At 49.3% G+C, this 18,292-nt stretch carries 21 protein-coding genes; 4 read left to right on the forward strand and 17 right to left on the reverse strand.

From position 1 onward, the window contains the following. Positions 1 to 74: 74 nt before the first annotated feature. The 4 genes from rpmA to IJG50_05240 form a co-directional block, all read right to left on the reverse strand. Positions 75 to 359, reverse strand: a complete 285-nt coding sequence (rpmA, locus tag IJG50_05225) for a 50S ribosomal protein L27 (protein ID MBQ3379252.1) — start codon at positions 357 to 359, stop codon at positions 75 to 77. Between the two features lie 3 nt (positions 360 to 362). Beyond that, positions 363 to 683 (reverse strand): ribosomal-processing cysteine protease Prp, encoded by a 321-nt coding sequence (locus tag IJG50_05230; GenBank protein ID MBQ3379253.1) that lies wholly within the window; start codon positions 681 to 683, stop codon positions 363 to 365. 3 nt (positions 684 to 686) lie between these two features. Next, positions 687 to 998, reverse strand: a complete 312-nt coding sequence (gene rplU, locus IJG50_05235; GenBank protein MBQ3379254.1) for a 50S ribosomal protein L21 — start codon at positions 996 to 998, stop codon at positions 687 to 689. A 288-nt stretch (positions 999 to 1,286) separates the two neighbouring features. Next, the gene (locus tag IJG50_05240; GenBank protein MBQ3379255.1) at positions 1,287 to 1,706 is read right to left on the reverse strand and encodes a YegP family protein; all 420 of its coding nucleotides are present in this window, start codon (positions 1,704 to 1,706) and stop codon (positions 1,287 to 1,289) included. A 211-nt stretch (positions 1,707 to 1,917) separates the two neighbouring features. Here IJG50_05240 and IJG50_05245 point away from each other — a divergent pair, with 211 nt between their 5' ends. Genes IJG50_05245 through IJG50_05260 form a run of 4 tightly spaced genes read left to right on the forward strand, consistent with a single transcriptional unit; the run spans position 1,918 to position 3,862 of the window. Further along, positions 1,918 to 2,460, forward strand: a complete 543-nt coding sequence (locus tag IJG50_05245) for a ribonuclease (protein MBQ3379256.1) — start codon at positions 1,918 to 1,920, stop codon at positions 2,458 to 2,460. A 2-nt stretch (positions 2,461 to 2,462) separates the two neighbouring features. After that, positions 2,463 to 2,771 carry a barstar family protein gene (locus IJG50_05250; protein MBQ3379257.1) on the forward strand — a complete coding sequence of 103 codons (309 nt, stop codon included), beginning with the start codon at positions 2,463 to 2,465 and terminating at the stop codon, positions 2,769 to 2,771. Then, positions 2,768 to 3,523 carry an SDR family oxidoreductase gene (locus tag IJG50_05255; GenBank protein ID MBQ3379258.1) on the forward strand — a complete coding sequence of 252 codons (756 nt, stop codon included), beginning with the start codon at positions 2,768 to 2,770 and terminating at the stop codon, positions 3,521 to 3,523. The genes IJG50_05250 and IJG50_05255 overlap by 4 nt, the downstream gene beginning before the upstream one ends. Further along, positions 3,524 to 3,862, forward strand: coding sequence for an arsenate reductase family protein (locus IJG50_05260; protein ID MBQ3379259.1), 339 nt, complete (start codon positions 3,524 to 3,526; stop codon positions 3,860 to 3,862). It begins immediately after the preceding gene. A gap of 18 nt (positions 3,863 to 3,880) precedes the next feature. On the opposite strand, the gene IJG50_05265 is transcribed toward IJG50_05260, so the two are convergent. The 13 genes from IJG50_05265 to mutS form a co-directional block, all read right to left on the reverse strand. Then, complete coding sequence (locus IJG50_05265) at positions 3,881 to 4,705, reverse strand: HAD-IIB family hydrolase (protein ID MBQ3379260.1); 825 nt, start codon at positions 4,703 to 4,705, stop codon at positions 3,881 to 3,883. Beyond that, a complete protein-coding gene (locus tag IJG50_05270) occupies positions 4,692 to 5,636 on the reverse strand; it encodes an RluA family pseudouridine synthase (protein MBQ3379261.1) in 945 nt (314 codons plus the stop codon). Before IJG50_05270 ends, IJG50_05265 begins: the two co-directional genes overlap by 14 nt. Next, positions 5,605 to 6,078: a signal peptidase II gene (lspA, locus tag IJG50_05275; GenBank protein ID MBQ3379262.1), complete on the reverse strand. Its 474-nt coding sequence runs from the start codon at positions 6,076 to 6,078 to the stop codon at positions 5,605 to 5,607. Before lspA ends, IJG50_05270 begins: the two co-directional genes overlap by 32 nt. 63 nt (positions 6,079 to 6,141) lie before the next feature. Continuing rightward, on the reverse strand, positions 6,142 to 8,934 hold the full coding sequence (gene ileS, locus IJG50_05280) for an isoleucine--tRNA ligase (protein ID MBQ3379263.1): 2,793 nt from the start codon (positions 8,932 to 8,934) through the stop codon (positions 6,142 to 6,144). Positions 8,935 to 9,032: 98 nt separating this feature from the next. Continuing rightward, entirely contained in the window at positions 9,033 to 9,506 is a 474-nt protein-coding gene (locus IJG50_05285; GenBank protein MBQ3379264.1) for a DivIVA domain-containing protein, read from the reverse strand. 39 nt (positions 9,507 to 9,545) lie between these two features. Beyond that, a complete protein-coding gene (locus IJG50_05290; GenBank protein ID MBQ3379265.1) occupies positions 9,546 to 9,776 on the reverse strand; it encodes a YggT family protein in 231 nt (76 codons plus the stop codon). Between the two features lie 72 nt (positions 9,777 to 9,848). Beyond that, the gene (locus IJG50_05295; protein ID MBQ3379266.1) at positions 9,849 to 10,175 is read right to left on the reverse strand and encodes a cell division protein SepF; all 327 of its coding nucleotides are present in this window, start codon (positions 10,173 to 10,175) and stop codon (positions 9,849 to 9,851) included. Positions 10,176 to 10,246: 71 nt separating this feature from the next. Next, positions 10,247 to 10,720: a cell division protein SepF gene (sepF, locus tag IJG50_05300; protein MBQ3379267.1), complete on the reverse strand. Its 474-nt coding sequence runs from the start codon at positions 10,718 to 10,720 to the stop codon at positions 10,247 to 10,249. Positions 10,721 to 10,732: 12 nt separating this feature from the next. Then, positions 10,733 to 11,437: a YggS family pyridoxal phosphate-dependent enzyme gene (locus IJG50_05305; protein ID MBQ3379268.1), complete on the reverse strand. Its 705-nt coding sequence runs from the start codon at positions 11,435 to 11,437 to the stop codon at positions 10,733 to 10,735. Between the two features lie 11 nt (positions 11,438 to 11,448). Beyond that, positions 11,449 to 12,693 carry a hypothetical protein gene (locus IJG50_05310; protein ID MBQ3379269.1) on the reverse strand — a complete coding sequence of 415 codons (1,245 nt, stop codon included), beginning with the start codon at positions 12,691 to 12,693 and terminating at the stop codon, positions 11,449 to 11,451. Positions 12,694 to 12,703: 10 nt separating this feature from the next. Then, positions 12,704 to 13,648, reverse strand: a complete 945-nt coding sequence (gene miaA, locus IJG50_05315) for a tRNA (adenosine(37)-N6)-dimethylallyltransferase MiaA (protein ID MBQ3379270.1) — start codon at positions 13,646 to 13,648, stop codon at positions 12,704 to 12,706. A 36-nt stretch (positions 13,649 to 13,684) separates the two neighbouring features. Beyond that, a complete protein-coding gene (mutL, locus tag IJG50_05320; protein MBQ3379271.1) occupies positions 13,685 to 15,616 on the reverse strand; it encodes a DNA mismatch repair endonuclease MutL in 1,932 nt (643 codons plus the stop codon). A gap of 2 nt (positions 15,617 to 15,618) precedes the next feature. Further along, positions 15,619 to 18,198 (reverse strand): DNA mismatch repair protein MutS, encoded by a 2,580-nt coding sequence (gene mutS / locus IJG50_05325; GenBank protein MBQ3379272.1) that lies wholly within the window; start codon positions 18,196 to 18,198, stop codon positions 15,619 to 15,621. Positions 18,199 to 18,292 lie beyond the last annotated feature (94 nt).

The following is an 18,292-nucleotide window of genomic DNA, read 5'->3' on the forward strand; positions in this document are numbered from 1 at the left end:
ATGCGTCCTCCTTGCCTGCGCCATATAAAAAAATCTCAGACCGCAGTCCGAGATTTTTTAAGCCCTTACTTATATTACTGCTCGATCGCGTAAACGGATACTTTCTTTCTGTCTTTACCCATTCTCTCGAACTTTACCTTGCCGTCTATAAGAGCGAAAAGCGTATCGTCGCTGCCCTTTCCTACATTGGTTCCGGGATGGATCTTCGTACCTCTCTGACGAACGAGGATGTTGCCTGCAAGCACGAACTGACCGTCTGCACGCTTTGCGCCGAGACGCTTGGACTCGCTGTCGCGGCCGTTCTTCGTGGAGCCAACGCCCTTTTTATGTGCAAAAAACTGTAAGCTTATCTTTAACATTACCTACACCTCCAAAATACAGAATTTGATATTTTCATTGTAATCTTCGCTTAGTATCTCCATATGAAGCGCGAATGCAGCAAGCAATATCTGAGCGCCGTCATTGTCGGGAGACGTTCTGAGCGTGATCTCTGCGGTCTTTTCGTTTACCGATACATCCGCTTCGGCTCCGGCTACTTCCGTTATGCCGTTCGCCGCGAACTGAACTGCCGACGAAACTGCGGAGCAGACTATATCTTCTCCTTCTTCGTCGTAGCCGCTGTGATCGGCTACCGAAAATCCGCAAAATCTGCCGTTCGTTTTAAATACTTTAACGGTAGTCATCGGTTACGCGTTGATCTTGGTTATCTCAACCTTGGTATAAGGCTGTCTGTGACCCTGCTTGCGTCTGTAACCCTTTTTAGACTTGTACTTGAAGATGATAATTTTCTTAGCCTTACCGTTCTTGGCTACATTGGCCTCAACAGTTGCGCCGTCAAGCACGGGAGCGCCGACCTTCAGACCGTCGTCGGTCCCAACTGCAAGCACCTCGTCAAACGTAACGGTACCGCCTTCCTCAACGGGAAGCTTTTCTACAAAAATCGTGTCGCCTTCCTGCACCTTGTACTGTTTTCCGCCTGTTTTGATTATAGCGTACAAAAAGATGCACCTCGCTTTCTTAAAAACTCGCTGTATACGGCAGGGCGTGACCTTTAAAAACCGTAGACACGCGGCTAAAGGAAAGTATAACACTAAAAATATTGCTTGTCAAAGGTTTTTTGCGTGAATATATAATAATTATTTATATAACAAAACAGGCTCATGAGCCGCCTTAGCCGCTTGCTAACAAAAACAGAGGGGAGGCCGGACAAATCCGCCTCCCCTGCCGTGTCGTGCGCTCGCTTTCGCCGCATCGAACAGTAAGCGGGAAAAGTAAAACGAGATATTTTATTTCTTCTTAGCCTTAGCCGCTTTCTTCGGAGCCGCCTTTTCCTCTTCCTTTGCCGTCTCCACCTTGGCGTCGGCTGCGTTCTTCTTAACGGAGTCTATGCCGTTTACACAGCTCTTCATCGCCTTGTAGCCCTCGCTTACGGCGATTATCTGGCCGTTGGTAGCCTTTAAACGGAATCTGAACTCGCCTGCTTTGTCTTTGTATATCTCAAATTTGGGGTGCTTTTCCTTGGCAAAGCCTTCAACGGTCTGATCCTCTACCGCAGCTTTCGGAGCGTTTTTCTGAACGCTGGCTATGCCCTTTTTGCAGGAATTGAGGCTTTTATATACCTCGGAAGTTGCGATCACTTCTCCGTTTCCCGCCTTAAGGTCGAACTTGATGCCGGTTTTAGTTGTTTTAATAACAAATTTGCCCATGAGTATACCTCCCCTGATATTTTTTTGTTTATTTAATATAATAGTACTCTTTAATTCGACAAAAATCAATACAATTTGCACATATTATGCAATATTTTTCGCCGTAAAAAATTGAAATGCGCGCACATAGGCAGTATAATGAACGAAGGAGTGTGATTTTATGAAATTCAAAAGGATCGCAGCGCTGTTTTTGGCGTTTATTATGCTTATCATGTTCGCCGGATGCGGCGCTTCCGACAGCGGCTCGGACGAAAGAGGAGCGTACGACGACCCATACGAGGAAGAGCAATACGACGACTCGTATGACGACACTTATGATGAGCAGTACGACGACTCGTATGACGAGCCGTATGACGAACGATACGACGAACCGTACGCACAGCCCGAGGAGCAAATGGAGCCGCTTATAGACGAAAACGGAAGCTACACCCATGCAGAGGACGTGGCGCTGTATATCCACACCTACGGCCGTCTGCCCTCGAACTTCATCACGAAAAAAGAAGCGCGCGCTCTCGGCTGGTCCGGAGGCCGACTTGAAAAATATGCCACCGGAATGTGCATAGGCGGCGACAGGTTCGGAAATTACGAGGGGCTTTTGCCGGATAAGAAAGGGCGGACGTATACGGAATGTGACATTGATACGCTGGGCGCAAAATCACGCGGCGCAAAACGCATCGTTTTCTCAAACGACGGCCTTATATATTACACCGAAGACCATTACGAAAGCTTTACGCTGCTTTACGGGGAGGAATAGATATGACTACTGTAATTATCGACGGAAGCGCGGTTAAAAGCCACGAAGATATACATACTATATTCGAGACCTCGCTTAAACTTCCGCCATGGTACGGGCGAAATCTGGACGCGCTTTACGACTGTCTTACCGACATGTCGGAAAGCGTAACGATACAGCTTAAAAATCTGCCTGCGCTTGAAGCGGCGATGGGCGCGCGATATCCGGCGCTTCTTCGTATGCTTTACGACGCATCGGAAGAGAACCACAGAATAACCATACGGGAAACAAACGAGGATAAAGACGATCTAAAAGGAGAAAAATTTCCGTGAAAGCATTGATAACGGGCGCAAGCTCCGGCATAGGGCGCGACTTTGCGCGCGCGCTTGACAAAATGGGATACGATCTTATTTTAGCCGCAAGGCGCGAAGACCGCATGAAAGAGCTTGCGGCCGATCTTACGCACGGCGCCAAGATAATACCCGTCGACTTATCGATACGCGAAAACTGCTTTAAGCTTTACGAGCTTACAAAGGACGAAGATATAGACCTTCTTATAAACAACGCAGGCTTCGGCATATTCGGCGCGTTTTCCGAGATAGACCTTGGGCGCGAGCTTGAAATGATAGACGTTAATGTATGTGCCGTCGATATCCTGATGAAGCTTTTCCTTAAAGACTTCATAAAGAAGGACTCGGGGCGCATACTGAATGTTGCGTCTGTCGCCGCCTTTATGCCGGGCCCGCTTTTGTCGTCGTATTACGCCTCCAAGGCTTATGTTCTAAGGCTTACCGAGGCCGTAAGCTACGAGTTGAAAAAACGCGGCAGCCGCGTTCGCCTTTCCGCTCTTTGCCCCGGCCCGGTAGATACCGAATTCAACGATACGGCAGGCGTAAAATTTGCGGTAAAAGGTCAGAACTCCGCCGCCGTAGCTGAATATGCGCTAAAGAAAATGTTTGAAGACAAGGTGACGATAGTTCCCGGCGCGGCATTTAAGGTCGGCAGCTTCCTTACGCGCCTTATGCCTAAGGGCGTACTTTTATCAATAGGCTACAGCTTCCAAAGACGAAAGGGAGAGAGATAAATGAACATACAGATATACGGAAAATCAAAGTGCTTCGATACGAAAAAGGCAGAACGCTACTTTAAGGAGCGGCGCATAAAGTATCAGTTCATAGATATAATGCGCTATCCCATGAGCCGAGGCGAATACAGAAGCGTTAAGGCCGCCGTTGGCATGGCGGCGCTTATAGACGAAAAGTCAAAGGATTACGAGCGGCTTTATATAAAGTATCTCTCGCCCGAAAGCGCGATAGAGGAAAAGCTTTTGGAAAATCCGGGGCTTATGAAAACTCCCGTTGTGCGAAACGGCAAAAAAGCCACCGTGGGCTACGCTCCCGAAGTCTGGAGCGAGTGGGAATAAAATTTGCGGCAGGGCGCGTCACCCTGCCGTGTTTTTTATAATATCTATTACGTCCGCTATCGCGCCGTCAAAGCTTTCGCTCACTATGGCGTCGGCCGCGCATTTCACTTCATCGACCGCGTTTTTCGGCGCTGCCGCAAAGTCGGCGGCCGAAAGCAGCTCTAAATCGTTAAAATTGTCTCCTACGGCGTATACCTTTTTAAATCTGTCCCCGCAGGCTTTTAAAAGCTGTGAAAGCGCGCCGCCCTTCGAAGCGTCGGCGGGCAGTATCTCAAGAAAAATATCCTCCGAAAAAACAAAACGATAGTCGGGATATTTTTCCTTTATGCCGCTTTTTTCGATCCTCTTTGAAACGGCGATAAGCTCATTTGGCTCGTCCGTAAGTATGCCCTTATAAAGCGGCGCGGGCACGTCATGAAGCGGCGAAGCATAATAATCCTTGGAGTCGCGCGCCTTGTGTACCTCCGTCATAGCGTTGCCGCGAACGACGCACATGCCTCTGCCCGTGAATATTTCCACGCCCACGCTTTCTTCAAGCGCCATTATATCGAAAAGCATCTCCTTTAAGCGTTTTTCGTCGGAATAACGCTCCCAAACAACGCGCTCTGCCGCCGCGTCGTAGATCATGCAGCCGTTTACAAGAATGCACGGCGCGTTTATTTCGATCTGGCTTGTGACGGATTTTATCGAGTTTTTGTTCCTGCCCGTAGCAAGACAAAAAGCGCCGCCTTCCCTTATGAACTCGGAAACGGCGCGTCTGTTTCGTTCGCTTACGCGCATATCTTTAGACATAAGCGTTCCGTCAACGTCGGTTATGAGTAATATACCGTTATATTTCTTCATTCGTCCTTTCCTTTTTCTTTAAGACAAAATCTTTAAAATACTTGGGCGGCTCAACGTCGAATTCCATGCGCTCGCCCGTTCGCGGATGGGTAAGCTCAAGATGCACGGCGCAAAGAAGCTGCGCATCCTCTCCCGACTTGTCGTTCTTTGCCCCATAGAGCGGGTCGCCCGCTATAGGATGGCCTATCGAGGCCATATGCACGCGGATCTGATGTGTGCGTCCCGTTTCAAGCTCGCACATAACAAGCGTATATCCGTTTAAGTATTCAACGACTTTATAATGCGTTACCGCCTCGCGCGAAGCCGCGCCGAAGGCGGCCATCTTTTTTCTGTCGGCCTTATGACGGCCGATGGGCTTGTTCACCGTGCCGTCTTGCCGCACACGTCCCAGTACTACGGCCATGTATCTGCGCCGTATTTTATGCTCCTTCAAATCGTCGGAAAGCTTTATATGCGACTCGTCGTTCTTCGCCGCCACCAAAAGCCCCGAAGTGTCCTTGTCGATGCGATGGACTATCCCCGGGCGAAGCTCTCCGTTGATCCCCGAAAGCGACTCTCCCGCATGGTACATGAGCGCGTTTACGAGCGTGCCGTCCTCATGGCCGGGCGCGGGGTGCACCACAAGCCCCTTGGGCTTATTTATCACTATGATATCGTCGTCCTCATACACTACGTCGAGCGGGATATCCTGCGCCGTAAGCGACGTCTGCTTCGGCGGCGAAAGCGTTACGCTTACGGCGTCGCCCTGTCTCAGCTTGTAATTCTTTGTGCGGTTTTCGCCGCCCGCCGTGACGAGACCTCCGTCTATCATATGCTGGCAGGCGCTTCTCGTTGCGCCGAGCTTCTTGGAAACGAAAACGTCGAGCCGCATTCCCGCTTCGGCGTCCGAAACTATAAACTCAGCTTTCTCCACGTCGTTTTCTCCCCGCATGCGTAAGATCCTTAAGAGCGTATATCACTAAGATCACCGCGCCTATGCTTATAAAAGAATCGGCCACATTGAATATCGGAAAATTGATTATCCTGAAATCTATCATATCCACCACGTAAGAAAGGCGGACTCTGTCTATAAGATTGCCTATTGCTCCTCCGATTATGAACAGGAGGCTCCATCGAAGCAGCGCACTTGATCTGTAATACTTTATCAAAAGAATGAGCGCGACGACAACGAACACCGCCGAGATTACTATAAGCAGATCCGTATGCGACGTAAATGACGAAAACGCCGCCCCCTTGTTTTCGGCATAAGTGAACTGTATCGCGTTCCCGACGACAGGTATGGAACCTGTGAATCTCAGCGAGTATGACGCCCACCATTTTACTATCTGGTCAAACGCGATTATGAGAATAATGACGATTATATTAAGTGGCATGTTTATCTCCGTTCGGAAAGAAAGCGGCACAAACGTGCCGCTTACATATTTACTTTACATCTTTTATCCCACAATGCCTGCGCAGCGCTTGCAAAGCGTAGGATGATTTGAATCATCAGAAAGCTCGTCGACATACATCCAGCAGCGTTCGCACTTATGACCGTCGGCCTTTTTAACAAGCACGGATATGCCTGCGAATTTTTCGCCGGGCAGCGCGTCCGCGCTCTCGCCCTTTTCTACGTGAACGTGAGACGCTATGAATATCGTCGGAAGGTCTTCCTTTATGGAATCTACAAATTCGTATGATTCGTCATTGCAGAATATCGTGACCTCGGATTCAAGCGAAGCGCCTATGATCTTTGCGGCGCGCGCGCTTTCAAGCGCTTTCTTCGCGTCCTCTCTTAAAAGAAGTATCTTCTCCCACTTTTCCTCTAAGGCCGCGTCCTCGTACTGTCCGCTGTAAGACGGCATTTCGTTAAAGCTTACGCTGCCTGTGTCATGCTCCTTCGTGTGCGGCATATACTGCCATATCTCCTCCGCCGTAAAGCAGATCGCCGGAGAGAGTAAAAGCACGAGCGACTCGAGTATCTTATACATTGCCGACTGAGCCGAACGGCGCGCAAGTCCGTGTGTCTCTTCAATATACAGCCTGTCTTTGATTATGTCAAGATAAAAATTCGACATGTCTACGACACAGAAGCCGTGTACGGCGTGGAAAACGCCGTGATACTCCGATGCGTCGTATGCCTCGCGCACGCGCTTAACAAGCTTTTCAAGCCTCATAAGCGCCCACCGGTCTATCTCATACATATCCTTAAAATCTACCATATCGGTATTGGGGTCGAAGTGCGTAAGGTTGCCTAATATAAACCTTGCCGTGTTTCTTATCTTTCTGTACGACTCCGAAAGCTGCTTTAAGATATCCTTTGAAAGTCTTACGTCAACGCGGTAGTCGGAGGACATTACCCAAAGTCTTAAAATATCTGCGCCGTATTCCTTTATTATATTGAGCGGGCTTATTACGTTGCCGAGCGATTTTGACATCTTCTTGCCCTCGCCGTCAACAACGAAGCCGTGCGTGAGCACCGTTTTATACGGGGCCACTCCGCGCGTTGCCACAGAAGTGAGCAGCGACGACTGGAACCAGCCTCTATACTGATCCTGACCCTCAAGATACATGTCGCTCGGATAGCGAAGGTCGTCTCTTACCTCCAAAACGCCGCGGTGCGACGAGCCGGAGTCGAACCATACGTCCATGATGTCGCTTTCTTTTCTGAAATGATCATGGCCGCACTTTTCGCACTTGGAGCCCTTCGGCAGTATCTCCTCTGCCGAATACTTGTACCATGCGTTCGAGCCCTCTTTTTTGAACAGAGCCGCAACCGCAGCTATCGTATCGTCGTTTATAAGCTCGTGGCCGCATTCCTCACAATAGAATATCGGTATCGGAACGCCCCATACCCTCTGGCGCGAAATGCACCAGTCGTAGCGGTCGCGCACCATGCCGGTTATTCTTTCCTCGCCCCATGCGGGTATCCACGTTACCTTCTTTACTTCCTCTACAGCCTTGTCGCGGAATTTATCTATCGACGCGAACCACTGCTCAGTCGCGCGGAAGATTATCGGCTTTTTGCATCTCCAGCAGTGCGGATACTGGTGCTCTATGTCGAAATGCGCCAAAAGAAGTCCTCTGCTCTCTAATTCCTCGATTATGAGCGCATTTGATTTTTCGTAATATATGCCGGCAAACTTGCCTGCCTCCTCGGTAAGATAGCCCTTTTCGTCAACGGGTACCGCAACGGGTATGTTGTACTTCTTGCCCACGGTAAAGTCGTCGGCACCGTGGCCGGGAGCCGTGTGAACGCAGCCCGTGCCGGCTTCAAGCGTTACGTGGTCGCCCAAAATAACGGTGGAATCTATATCGGGAAGATACGGATGCTCGGCTACCATATATTCAAACTCGGAGCCCGTCATTTTTGCTATGATCTTATATTCCTCTATGCCCGCCGTCTTCATAACGCCGTCGGTAAGCTCCGACGACATGATATAATACTCGCCGTTTGCCGAAACTACGGCATATTCAAAGTCGGGATTGAGCGCTATCGCACGGTTCGCGGGTATGGTCCACGTCGTAGTCGTCCAGATAACGAAATACGTCTTTTTAAGGTCGCCCGTTATGCCCGAAAGCTTTCCCTTGTCGTCCTTAACTCTGAATTTTACGAATATCGAAGTGCAGGGGTCGTTATCGTATTCTATCTCGGCCTCGGCCAGAGCCGTCTGGCAGTCGGGACACCAGTAAACGGGCTTTAAGCCCTTGTAGATGTAGCCCTTCTTCGCCATTTCGCCGAATACCTCTATCTGCTTTGACTCAAATTCCGGACGAAGCGTGAGGTAAGGAGTTTCGTAGTCGCCGATGCTGCCCAAACGGACGAACTGCTCCTTCTGATTGTTTACATAACCTAGAGCAAACTCTTCACATGCCTTGCGGAAGGTTATCGGGTCTACCTCCTCACGGTTGAGCTTAAGCTTTTTAACGGCCTGAAGCTCTATCGGCAGTCCGTGCGTATCCCATCCGGGAACGTAAGGCGCCTTAAAGCCCGACATGTTTTTATATCTTATGATAACGTCCTTTAATATCTTATTCAGGGCGTGACCGAGATGTATGTCGCCGTTTGCATAGGGCGGCCCGTCGTGGAGTATAAACAGGGGCTTGCCCTCGTTTTTCGCCATTATCTGCTCGTATAATTTTTCATCCTGCCACTTTTTTAATATTTCGGGCTCTCTCTTCGGAAGATTTGCCCTCATCGGAAAATCGGTCTTCGGCAGGTTCACCGTGGCATTGTAGTCGTTTGCCATATCTCTAATTCTCTCCTTTTATCCCCCGCATCGGGGCCTCTGTAATGAAATATAGGCGGACTTTTTATGTCCGCCGTAATTTTGATAATTATTATAACTTACTGCCCGTCCTCTTGTTCGCCGCTTTGGTCGATCCCCGGGATCGTTTCGAGCATCGTTATCTGTGATTTATACAGCGACAGCAGACGTCCTTTGAATATCTGCGTCTCTCTTTTTACCTCTTCAAGCTTTCGCTTCTCCGTAAGTATCTGAAGGTTTACGTTGTTCATGGCGCGCTCGGCTTTTTCTCTTGCATCTGCAATTATAGCCTCGCCCTGACGGCGGGCGTCCATGGTAACGGAATCTCCCATGCGCTGCGCCGATACAAGCGCCGCCTTAAGTGACTCTTCCGCTTCGCGGTATTCCTGTATCTTATCGGCAAGTATGGTCATTTTATGCTTTAAGTCGCTGTTCTCCTGCAAGATCCGCTCATACTCTGACGCGACCTCAGAGACAAAAGCATCTACATCGTCTATCTTGTACCCGTGAAGAGCTTTATCAAATTTGCGGTCGGTTATATCCTGCAAAGTCATAACATCACACCTTTCACCAATAAAATAACAAGCCGCCCCTTAAAAAAGGCTGTAATAATACAAACGTCTGATCATTCTTGAAACCAACGCTAAAATAAAATATGCTGCCACCGGAGAAAAATCGACCGGAAACTGACGCAAAAAAGATGAGCGCATCATCAGCTTTCTTATCGGCGCAAGTATCGGTTCCGTTATGCGTACTATCCAATATGTAACCTTATTTGGATTTATACGTATCCACGAAATGACCGCGCGTATTATGATAAGCATCTGAAGGATCCATAATATGCCCGTTATAAGGCTTACAAACGCTCCTATACGTCACTCCTCCTTTTCGTCTCCTTAGAACGAAATGTTGTCGAAGGATGCGCCGCCCAACGAACCGCGCATCTCGTTAAGCGTCTCAACAAAATACGGCGTAACTACAAAGGTGCTGGCCGCGATCTTTGAAAGAGTAGCGCTGTTTGCATAAGCCACTCCCGAAAGAAAATCCACTACGCGTCTTTCTATATCCTGCGGCGCGTTCTCAAGATTCACTACCACGAGCTTCTTCTCGTTTATACTGTCCGCAACGTCTCTTGACTCGGCAAATTTGCTTACCTTTGAAAAAACAGCCTCCAGCTGCGCCCCTTCTATAGCCTGGCGGGTGTTATCTGCATCTTCATACATGGAAGTATCATTCCTTTCCTAATCTATCTCTTTGAAAGCAAAATCTTTTAAACTCGTGAAATCAAATCGCATCAAAAGAATATTCCGCTGTTTTCGATCTCGTCAAGTATCTCGCCCCTCATTTCCACGTTATAGGGGATTATTATAAAGGTGCTTGAGGCAACCTTCTGAAGTCTGCCGCTGTTTGCATATGCAACTCCCGACAAAAAGTCGATAAGTCTTCTTGAAGTTTCGTTGTTGGCAGATTCAAGGTTTAAAACAACGGTTTTCTTCGTATTCAGATGATCGGCGATCTCCCGCGCATTCTCGAACTGCTCCGGCTTTACCAAAACGACCTGAAGGTTTGATGCATTAGGCACCGAGGAAGACACAGATGTGCTGAAAGAGGGTCTGCTCCTCTTAGGAGGCTCCGGCGTGGGGTCGGGAGTATAGACAGGCGCCTCATCCACCGCTTCATCGTCTTCGGGGTCGTATATGCCCTCGCCCTCGAGTTCATCGGGATCGTCCATACCTACCATATCCTTGAATTTCTTTAAGATACTCATAGCTAATCTCCTTTATCCGTTGTTTATATTTTCAAAAAATGCTGTTCCGACTCGTATCATATTTGAGCCGCATTCTATTGCCAGCTCAAAATCTGAGCTCATTCCCAGAGAGAGTACTTCCATTTTTATATTATCTTTTATATTATCATATTTTTTTGCGCGCGTGTCAATAAATAATTTATACATATCCGAAAAGCATTGGCGTATTTTTTCTTTATCGCCGTGAAGAGGGCCTATTGACATAAGCCCCCTTACCCTTATGTTGGGAATTTTAGCTATTTCCGCTAAAAAGTCGTCGAGCTCCTCTTTTTTTATGCCGTATTTATTTTCGTCTCCGCTTATGTTTATCTCTACAAGCGTGTCGACAGTGACGCCGCGGTTTACGGCGATACGCGATATCTCTTTTGCAAGCCTTATGCTGTCTAGCGACTGGATAAGGTCTGCGCGTCCCACTATCTTAGCCGCCTTGTTCGTCTGCAAATGTCCGATAAAGTGGCATTTCGCCTCATCATGGAGCGCTTCATATTTTTTTAAGAAATCGGGCGCCCGGTTTTCTCCTATTATCCTCACTCCCGCTCTTAGGGCTTCTCTCGCCGTTTCGGCGTCAACAGATTTTGAAACGCATACTATCTCTATTTCATCGGGGCTGCGTCCGCACCTTTCGGCTGCCAAGCGCACACGCTCCTTTATTTTTTCATAATTCTCTTTTACTGTCACGGCTCTTTCACCTACCTCATAACCTTGCCTTCATATATATCCGTACCCTGCACTATTATCTGGTCTCCCAAAAGCAGAGCGTTGTTTGATGTGTTATCTTCCCTGACGATATAATAATCGCCCTCAAGATACTGCGTCTGTATCTCCCTGAATCGCGCTATTGAGCCGACAAGCACAAAAACGCCCTCCTTGCCGTCTATCATTCTTACTGCGCTCTTCGGCACTCTTATGCCTGAATACTGCGCCGTTATTATCTCCGCCTCGGGCATACGCTCAAGGTTCATCGCGTTCGAGGTATAATTCGACTTGAACCTCACAACGTACGTATTGTCATACGGTCCGATCATTTCGGACACCGTGGCGGGATACAGCATATCCTCCGAGCCCTTGAACCTTATCTGTACGCTCTGGCCCTTTTGGAAATTGTCGGCGATCGATTTGTCCGCAAGCGCCACGTAATAAAACTCAAAGCTTGCGACCACCTTTCCTATGCCGTACATCGTAAGGTCGTCCGGCTGCGAAGCCATCAGATCCTTTATCGCCGGCACGTCGTAATATTCCATCGTATAAGTATTCAATCGCTCCTCATATCCGTCGAACGTCCTCGAAAAATATCCGCCTATCGGCGCGTATATCTCGCTTAAAACGCGGCTTTCCGACACGCCTATCTCACTTAGCTTCGCTGCTATTTCGTCTATCTCGCTGTCAAAGCTCAGCGCCTCGCCGGCAATGTATCGCTTTCTGTTTATGAGCATTCTTATCTCGTTCTTCATGGAGCTTGAGCTTCTGTAGTCGCCCTTTTTATTATAGTTCATTATAAGCTGTATATTTCTGTCCAGCGAAAGGTCGTTCATCCTCGCGTCGGTGCTGCCCACCTGGGCGCTCGCCAAAACGTCGGTATAGCTTGCAAGCTCAGCCTCAAGCGCGGCCGCCTTCTGGCGGTTGTCTATATCCTCCTGAGACGGATAATACTGCGCCACAGTAGCGCCTCTCGCAAGCTTTTCGCCGTTGTCAACGATATAATCTATCATGCCCTCCCTGCCGTAGCCGTAAAGCATCTCCTCGTCTCTAAACACAACTCCCGTGACGTTATACGACTCCGTAGCGACTCCGCGCGACGCGCTCTCCGTGGGAACGCTCCTAAAAACGGCGTTGTATCCCTGAACGCACAAGAACAGCACGAAAGCTGCCGCCACAAAATATATTATGAACGAGCCCATGCTCGTAGTGCTTTGCTTATTCTCATCTCTGTTCATATTTCACCTTTTATTTCAAAAACTCGCCGACAAGCTTTTCAGCGTCGCGCCGCATCGCCTCAAAGCCTCCGTCTCCGTCCGCATAAAGCCAATTTATATCATTATTTCTGCGAAACCACGTAAGCTGACGCTTTGCATAGCGCGTAGAAGCTCTTTTTATGCTTTCAATAGTATTTTCCAGCGTTTCCTCTCCGCGAAGAAAGGGGAAAACCTCCTTGTATCCTATGCCTCTTGACGCCGTGGATGATAAAAACCCGTCTATGCGCGATAAAGTATTTACTTCTTCCAATAGCCCCGCGCGCATCATTTCGTCTACACGCGCGCGTATACGTTCATACATAAGCGCGCGGTCATGGTAATTAAGACCTATATAAAGCGGAGCGTATCTGCTTTCCTGCAATTTCGAGCATTCTGAAAAATATGATTTCGTCTTGCCCGTGACATGGTATATCTCAAGAGCGCGGATTATGCGCTTTTCGTCGTTTATGTTTATCTTCTCAGCCGAGCTCGGATCGATTTTTAAAAGCTCAGTATAAAGCGGCGCCGTGCCCTCGTTTTTTATGCGCAAGCTTAAAGCCGCTCTATACTCATAGTCGTTTTCTATGGGAGAGAAGTCTACGCCTCCGATAAGAGAATCGATATAAAGGCCCGTGCCTCCCACCAAAAAGGGCAGCTTTCCTCTTTTGTTTATATCGGCTATACATTCGCCGGCCATTTTACAATAATCCGACACGTTGAAGCTTTGGGCCGGATCCACAACGTCCATCATATGATGCGGTATGCCGCCGCGCTCGCGTTCGCCGGGCTTGGCCGAGCCTATATCAAGCATTCTATAGACCTGCATGGAATCGGCATTTACGACTTCGCCCGAAAACTTTCGGCACAGCTCTACCGAAAGCTTTGTTTTTCCCGTAGCGGTAGGGCCGCATATAACAACTACACGTATCTTTTCCATAATTATACCAAAAACTATATAAAAAACATACTGCGCCTATGTGCGCGAAAACTGTTTTTTCAAATCGTCATTTGTAAGCTTCAGATAAGTCGGTCTGCCGTGCGGACAGTATTTATATCTTGAGTCTGATAAAACGAGCTTAGAAAGCTCCTCCATCTCTCTTTTCGACGTCACATACCCCGCCTTTATCGCCGCCTTGCAGGCAACGGTTTTAAGCATTTCTTCCGTTGCAGACGCGCTTTTCCTATCATGCGCGCGTTCGATATCGGCTATAAGCTCATATATGAGCTGCTCTGTATCGGCCTCTGCCGCATCAAACGGAACGGCGCGTACAAGCACGGTATTCGTGCCGAAGTCCTCTATATCAAATCCCATATTCGAAAGCGCTTCTTTTCCCGACATGACGATCTCAAAATCCTTGGGCGACAGCGTTATGCTTTCCGGCGAAAGAAGGATCTGTGAAGCAGCCTCGCTTCGACCGCGTATCCGTTCAAAAATTATGCGCTCATGGGCGGCGTGCTTATCGATAATATACGTTATATCGCCGCTTTGAGCTATGATATATGTTGAATAGAGCTCTCCCACGACAAAAACATCCGGCGTTATTTCTTCGCCTGTGTTTATGATCGGATGATCGGGATACGTCTCATTTTTAAGAGTGTTCCCAAACTTGGGCGTTTTGTTTTCTTTTCTTATATTCGCTCTTATGTCCGCACTGTCCGGATCATATACATAAACGCGGTCTGTCATGATGCCGTCCGGCGTGTCGTCGGGCTTTTTCGGCGCATCTTTGGAAAGATCGGGCAAGGTCAGCGCGCCGCCCTGTTTTACGGCGTTTTTTAATACGCTGTCCTGCCTTAACGAAAAAGCGTTTTGCGCTTTTTCATCCTCTGCTCGCGGCGATATGAACGCCGTCTGAATCGGTGCGGATCCAAAGTCGGCCGCCGTATACTTCGGGCCTATGCGCGCAGGCTTTACGCCGCTTTCGGAAAGCGCGCTCTTTACGGCAAAATATACCGTATCAAAAAGGTCTCTCTCATTTGAAAACTTCACTGTAAGCTTTTCGGGATCGACGTTAACGTCTACCGCGGAAGGCGCGATCTCGATATGAAGCACGGCCACGGGGAACCTGCCTGTAAAAAGATTGGGCGAATATGCTTCCGAAAGCGCCGCCGACAAAAGCTTCGAGCGCACAAATCTTCCGTTTATATAAAAATTCTGAAACGACCTGTTGTTTTTTGCGGCATACGGCGCGCACACAAGTCCGCTTACCTTTATGCCCGATTTTTCATAATCGACGTCTGTCATGCCGTCTAAAATTCTTTTGCCCCATACGGCGTAAACGGCGTTTTTAAGCTCTCCGTCACCATAAGTCTGCATTACCGTATTGCCGTCGCGTATGAGCTTAAATGCTATAGAGGGATTTCCCAGCGCGATGCGCGACATTATATCCGAAATATGCGCCGCTTCCGCCGAATCGCGCTTTAGGAATTTAAGCCTTGCGGGCGTATTGTAAAAAAGGTCGCGCACGATCACCGTAGTGCCCGTGGGACATCCCGCCTTTGAGATAGAAAAGATCTCGCCGCCCTCGGCTCTTAAAAGTATTCCCGCCTCGTCGTCTTTTGTTTTCGTAAGTATCTCCATGCGCGAAACGGCGCAGATCGAGGAGAGCGCCTCGCCGCGAAAGCCGAGGCTCGTTATCGCCTCCAGCCCAGCCTCGTCTGAAAGCTTGCTCGTCGCATGACGAAGCAGGCAAAGTCCTGCGTCCTCCTTGGTCATGCCGCAGCCGTTGTCGGAAACGCGCATGAAAGCGCTGCCTCCGGCCTTTATCTCCACGCTTATACTGTCCGCTCCCGCATCTATTGAGTTTTCAACAAGCTCCTTTATAACGGAGCCGCTTCTTCCCACTACCTCTCCGGCAGCGATAAGCGAAGCTACATGTTTGTCGAGGACCTTTATCTTACCCATGACTATTTCCTCTTTAAACGTTTTTTAAGCTCATAAAGCCTGCCCAGCGCGTCCATCGGCGTAAGCTCGTCGGGGTTTATCGCTATAATCTCTGCGCATATCTGCCTGTACTGTTCATACTCGGGAGGCACACAGGCGGGAGCAGGCACCTTTCCCGCGTTTGCGGCGTTTTCTTCCTCCAGCGAGCAAAGCACCTCTCTTGCGCGCCGTACAACGCGCGAAGGCACGCCGGCCAGCGCCGCTACCTCTACGCCGAAGCTACCGTCAGCCGCTCCGGGGCGTACTTTTCGCAAAAACTCCACCGTGCCGTGTTCTCTTACGGCCGATACGTTGTAATTCTTGATCCCGTCAAAATCGCGCTCCATTTCGGAAAGCTCGTGATAATGCGTGGCGAACATCGCGCGCGCGCCCAGTCTCTCCTTTGAATTTACCTCCTCAACAACGGCGCGCGCGATAGCCATGCCGTCGTAGGTGCTCGTGCCGCGTCCTATCTCGTCAAAAACGAGGAGCGAACGCGAAGTTGCGTTCTTTAAAATATTCGCCACCTCGCTCATTTCAAGCATAAAGGTGGACTGTCCGGCCGAGAGGTCGTCCGAGGCTCCAGCCCTCACAAAGACCTTGTCTGCGACGCCTATTTTTGCGTACTTCGCCGGCACGAAGGAGCCCATCTGCGCCATTATCGTGATTATTGCGCATTGTCTCATGTACGTAGACTTGCCCGCCATATTAGGGCCCGTTATTATCATCGTCCTGTTTTCCGCGCAGTCGAGATATACGTCGTTGGGGACGAACACCTCCGATGGATTCATCTTTTCCACCGAAGGGTGGCGTCCCTCTTTTATTATAAGCTCGTCTCCCGTATGGATAACGGGGCGCGTGTAATCATACTTTAACGCCGCCTCCGAAAGCGCGCAGGCCGCGTCAAGCCTCGACAGCGCAGAGGCTATGTCCTGTATGCGCCGCATCTCGGCCTTTACTTCGTCTCTTAATGAACAAAATATCTCATATTCAAGCTCTATGGCCCTGTCGTGCGCGCCGAGCACCGTGTTCTCGAATTCCTGAAGCTGCTTTGTCGTATACCGCTCGCTGTTTGCCAGCGTCTGCTTTCTTATGTATCCGTCCGGCACGAGGTCGTAATAAGATCGCGTGACCTCGATGTAATAGCCGAACACGCGGTTATGCGCTATCTTCAGATTTTTTATGCCCGTTTTTTCGCGTTCGTCGGCTTCAAGCTTCGCTATGTATTTTTTGCCGTTCTCGCCTATATCTCTCAGTCTGTCGAGCGTCTCGTCAAAGCCGCTTCTTATTATGCCGCCCTCCTTTATCTGAACGGAGGGCTCATCCGTTATCGCGGCGGATATTTTCGTATAGAGTTTTTTCAGATCGTAAAGCTCGGAATTTATCTTTTTTATATATCCGCATGAAAGCGAAGAAATAGTCTCCTTTATATTCGGAATGCACGCAAGCGAGCGCGCGAGCGCGTTTAAGTCGCGCGCGTTCGCTCTTTGATATGCTACCTTCGACATGAGCCTTTCGATATCGTATACCTCGTCGAGGGCATCACAGACCTCGCCCAAGATATACGGATTTTTATGAAGCTCGTCAACGGCGTCGAGACGCGCGTTTATGCGCGCGGGATCGAGCAGCGGCATCTCTATGCGCTTTTTTATGAGCCTTCGTCCCATCGGCGTGCGCGAAAGATCGAGCACCCATAAAAGCGAGCCGCGCTTGTCTCCGCGCATCGCCCCGGTAAGCTCAAGATTTCTCATTGTGGACATATCTATGTCCATGTATTCGTCTATCTCAAAAAACGATATATTCGTAAGGTTTGAAAGCGCGCCTCTTTGCGTATCCGTAAGATACATGATAAGTATATGTGCGGCGCTTGCAGCCCCGCGCGCATCGGCGCTCATAAGCTCATCGGGCAGCACGTCTCCAAACTGCTCTTTAAGCGCAGCCGCGGATAAAAGCGCATCGGGAGTGTAGCTTATCTCCTCGCCCGAAACGCCGAGCCGCGTTTTCACAAACTGCATAAGGCTTTTGTTTAAAGCAGATCCCCTGTTTAATAACACCTCTTTCGGCAGGAATTTATAAAGCGTATCGCATATGCTCTGCTCGTTTTCGCCCTCGATGCGGCACACATGCATCTCACCAGTTGAAATGTCGCAGAATGCCGCGCCGCACGACGTCGGCGACGTAAACACGGCCGCGATAAAATTATTGTCGGATGCGGCGACGAGCGGATCCTCGATAAGAGTTCCCGGCGTTACCACTCGTATCACTTCTCGCTCCACAAGTCCCTTCGACTGCTTCGGGTCGGTAGTTTGTTCGCATACGGCTACCTTGTATCCTTTTTCAATGAGCCGTTTTATATAGCTCTCGGCGCTGTGATACGGCACTCCGCACATGGGCGCACGAACGCCCTGTCCCCACTTTCGCCCCGTAAGCGTAAGCTTAAGCTCACGCGCCGCAATGTCGGCGTCGTCAAAGAACATCTCATAGAAATCGCCCAATCTGAAAAAGAGCAGATGATCCTTATGCTCTGCCTTAAGTCTGTAATATTGCTCCATTATAGGAGTCATCTTAGGTGACTTGTCACCGCTCACTGAAATTCCTCCCGAAAAAGGTGTGATTTAAGAAAAAGCGGGCGGACAAGCCGCCCGCTTATCATTATTA

The sequence above is a fragment of the Clostridia bacterium genome (assembly GCA_017405765.1).
In the GTDB taxonomy this organism is placed as follows: Bacteria; Bacillota; Clostridia; order Oscillospirales; family RGIG577; genus RGIG577.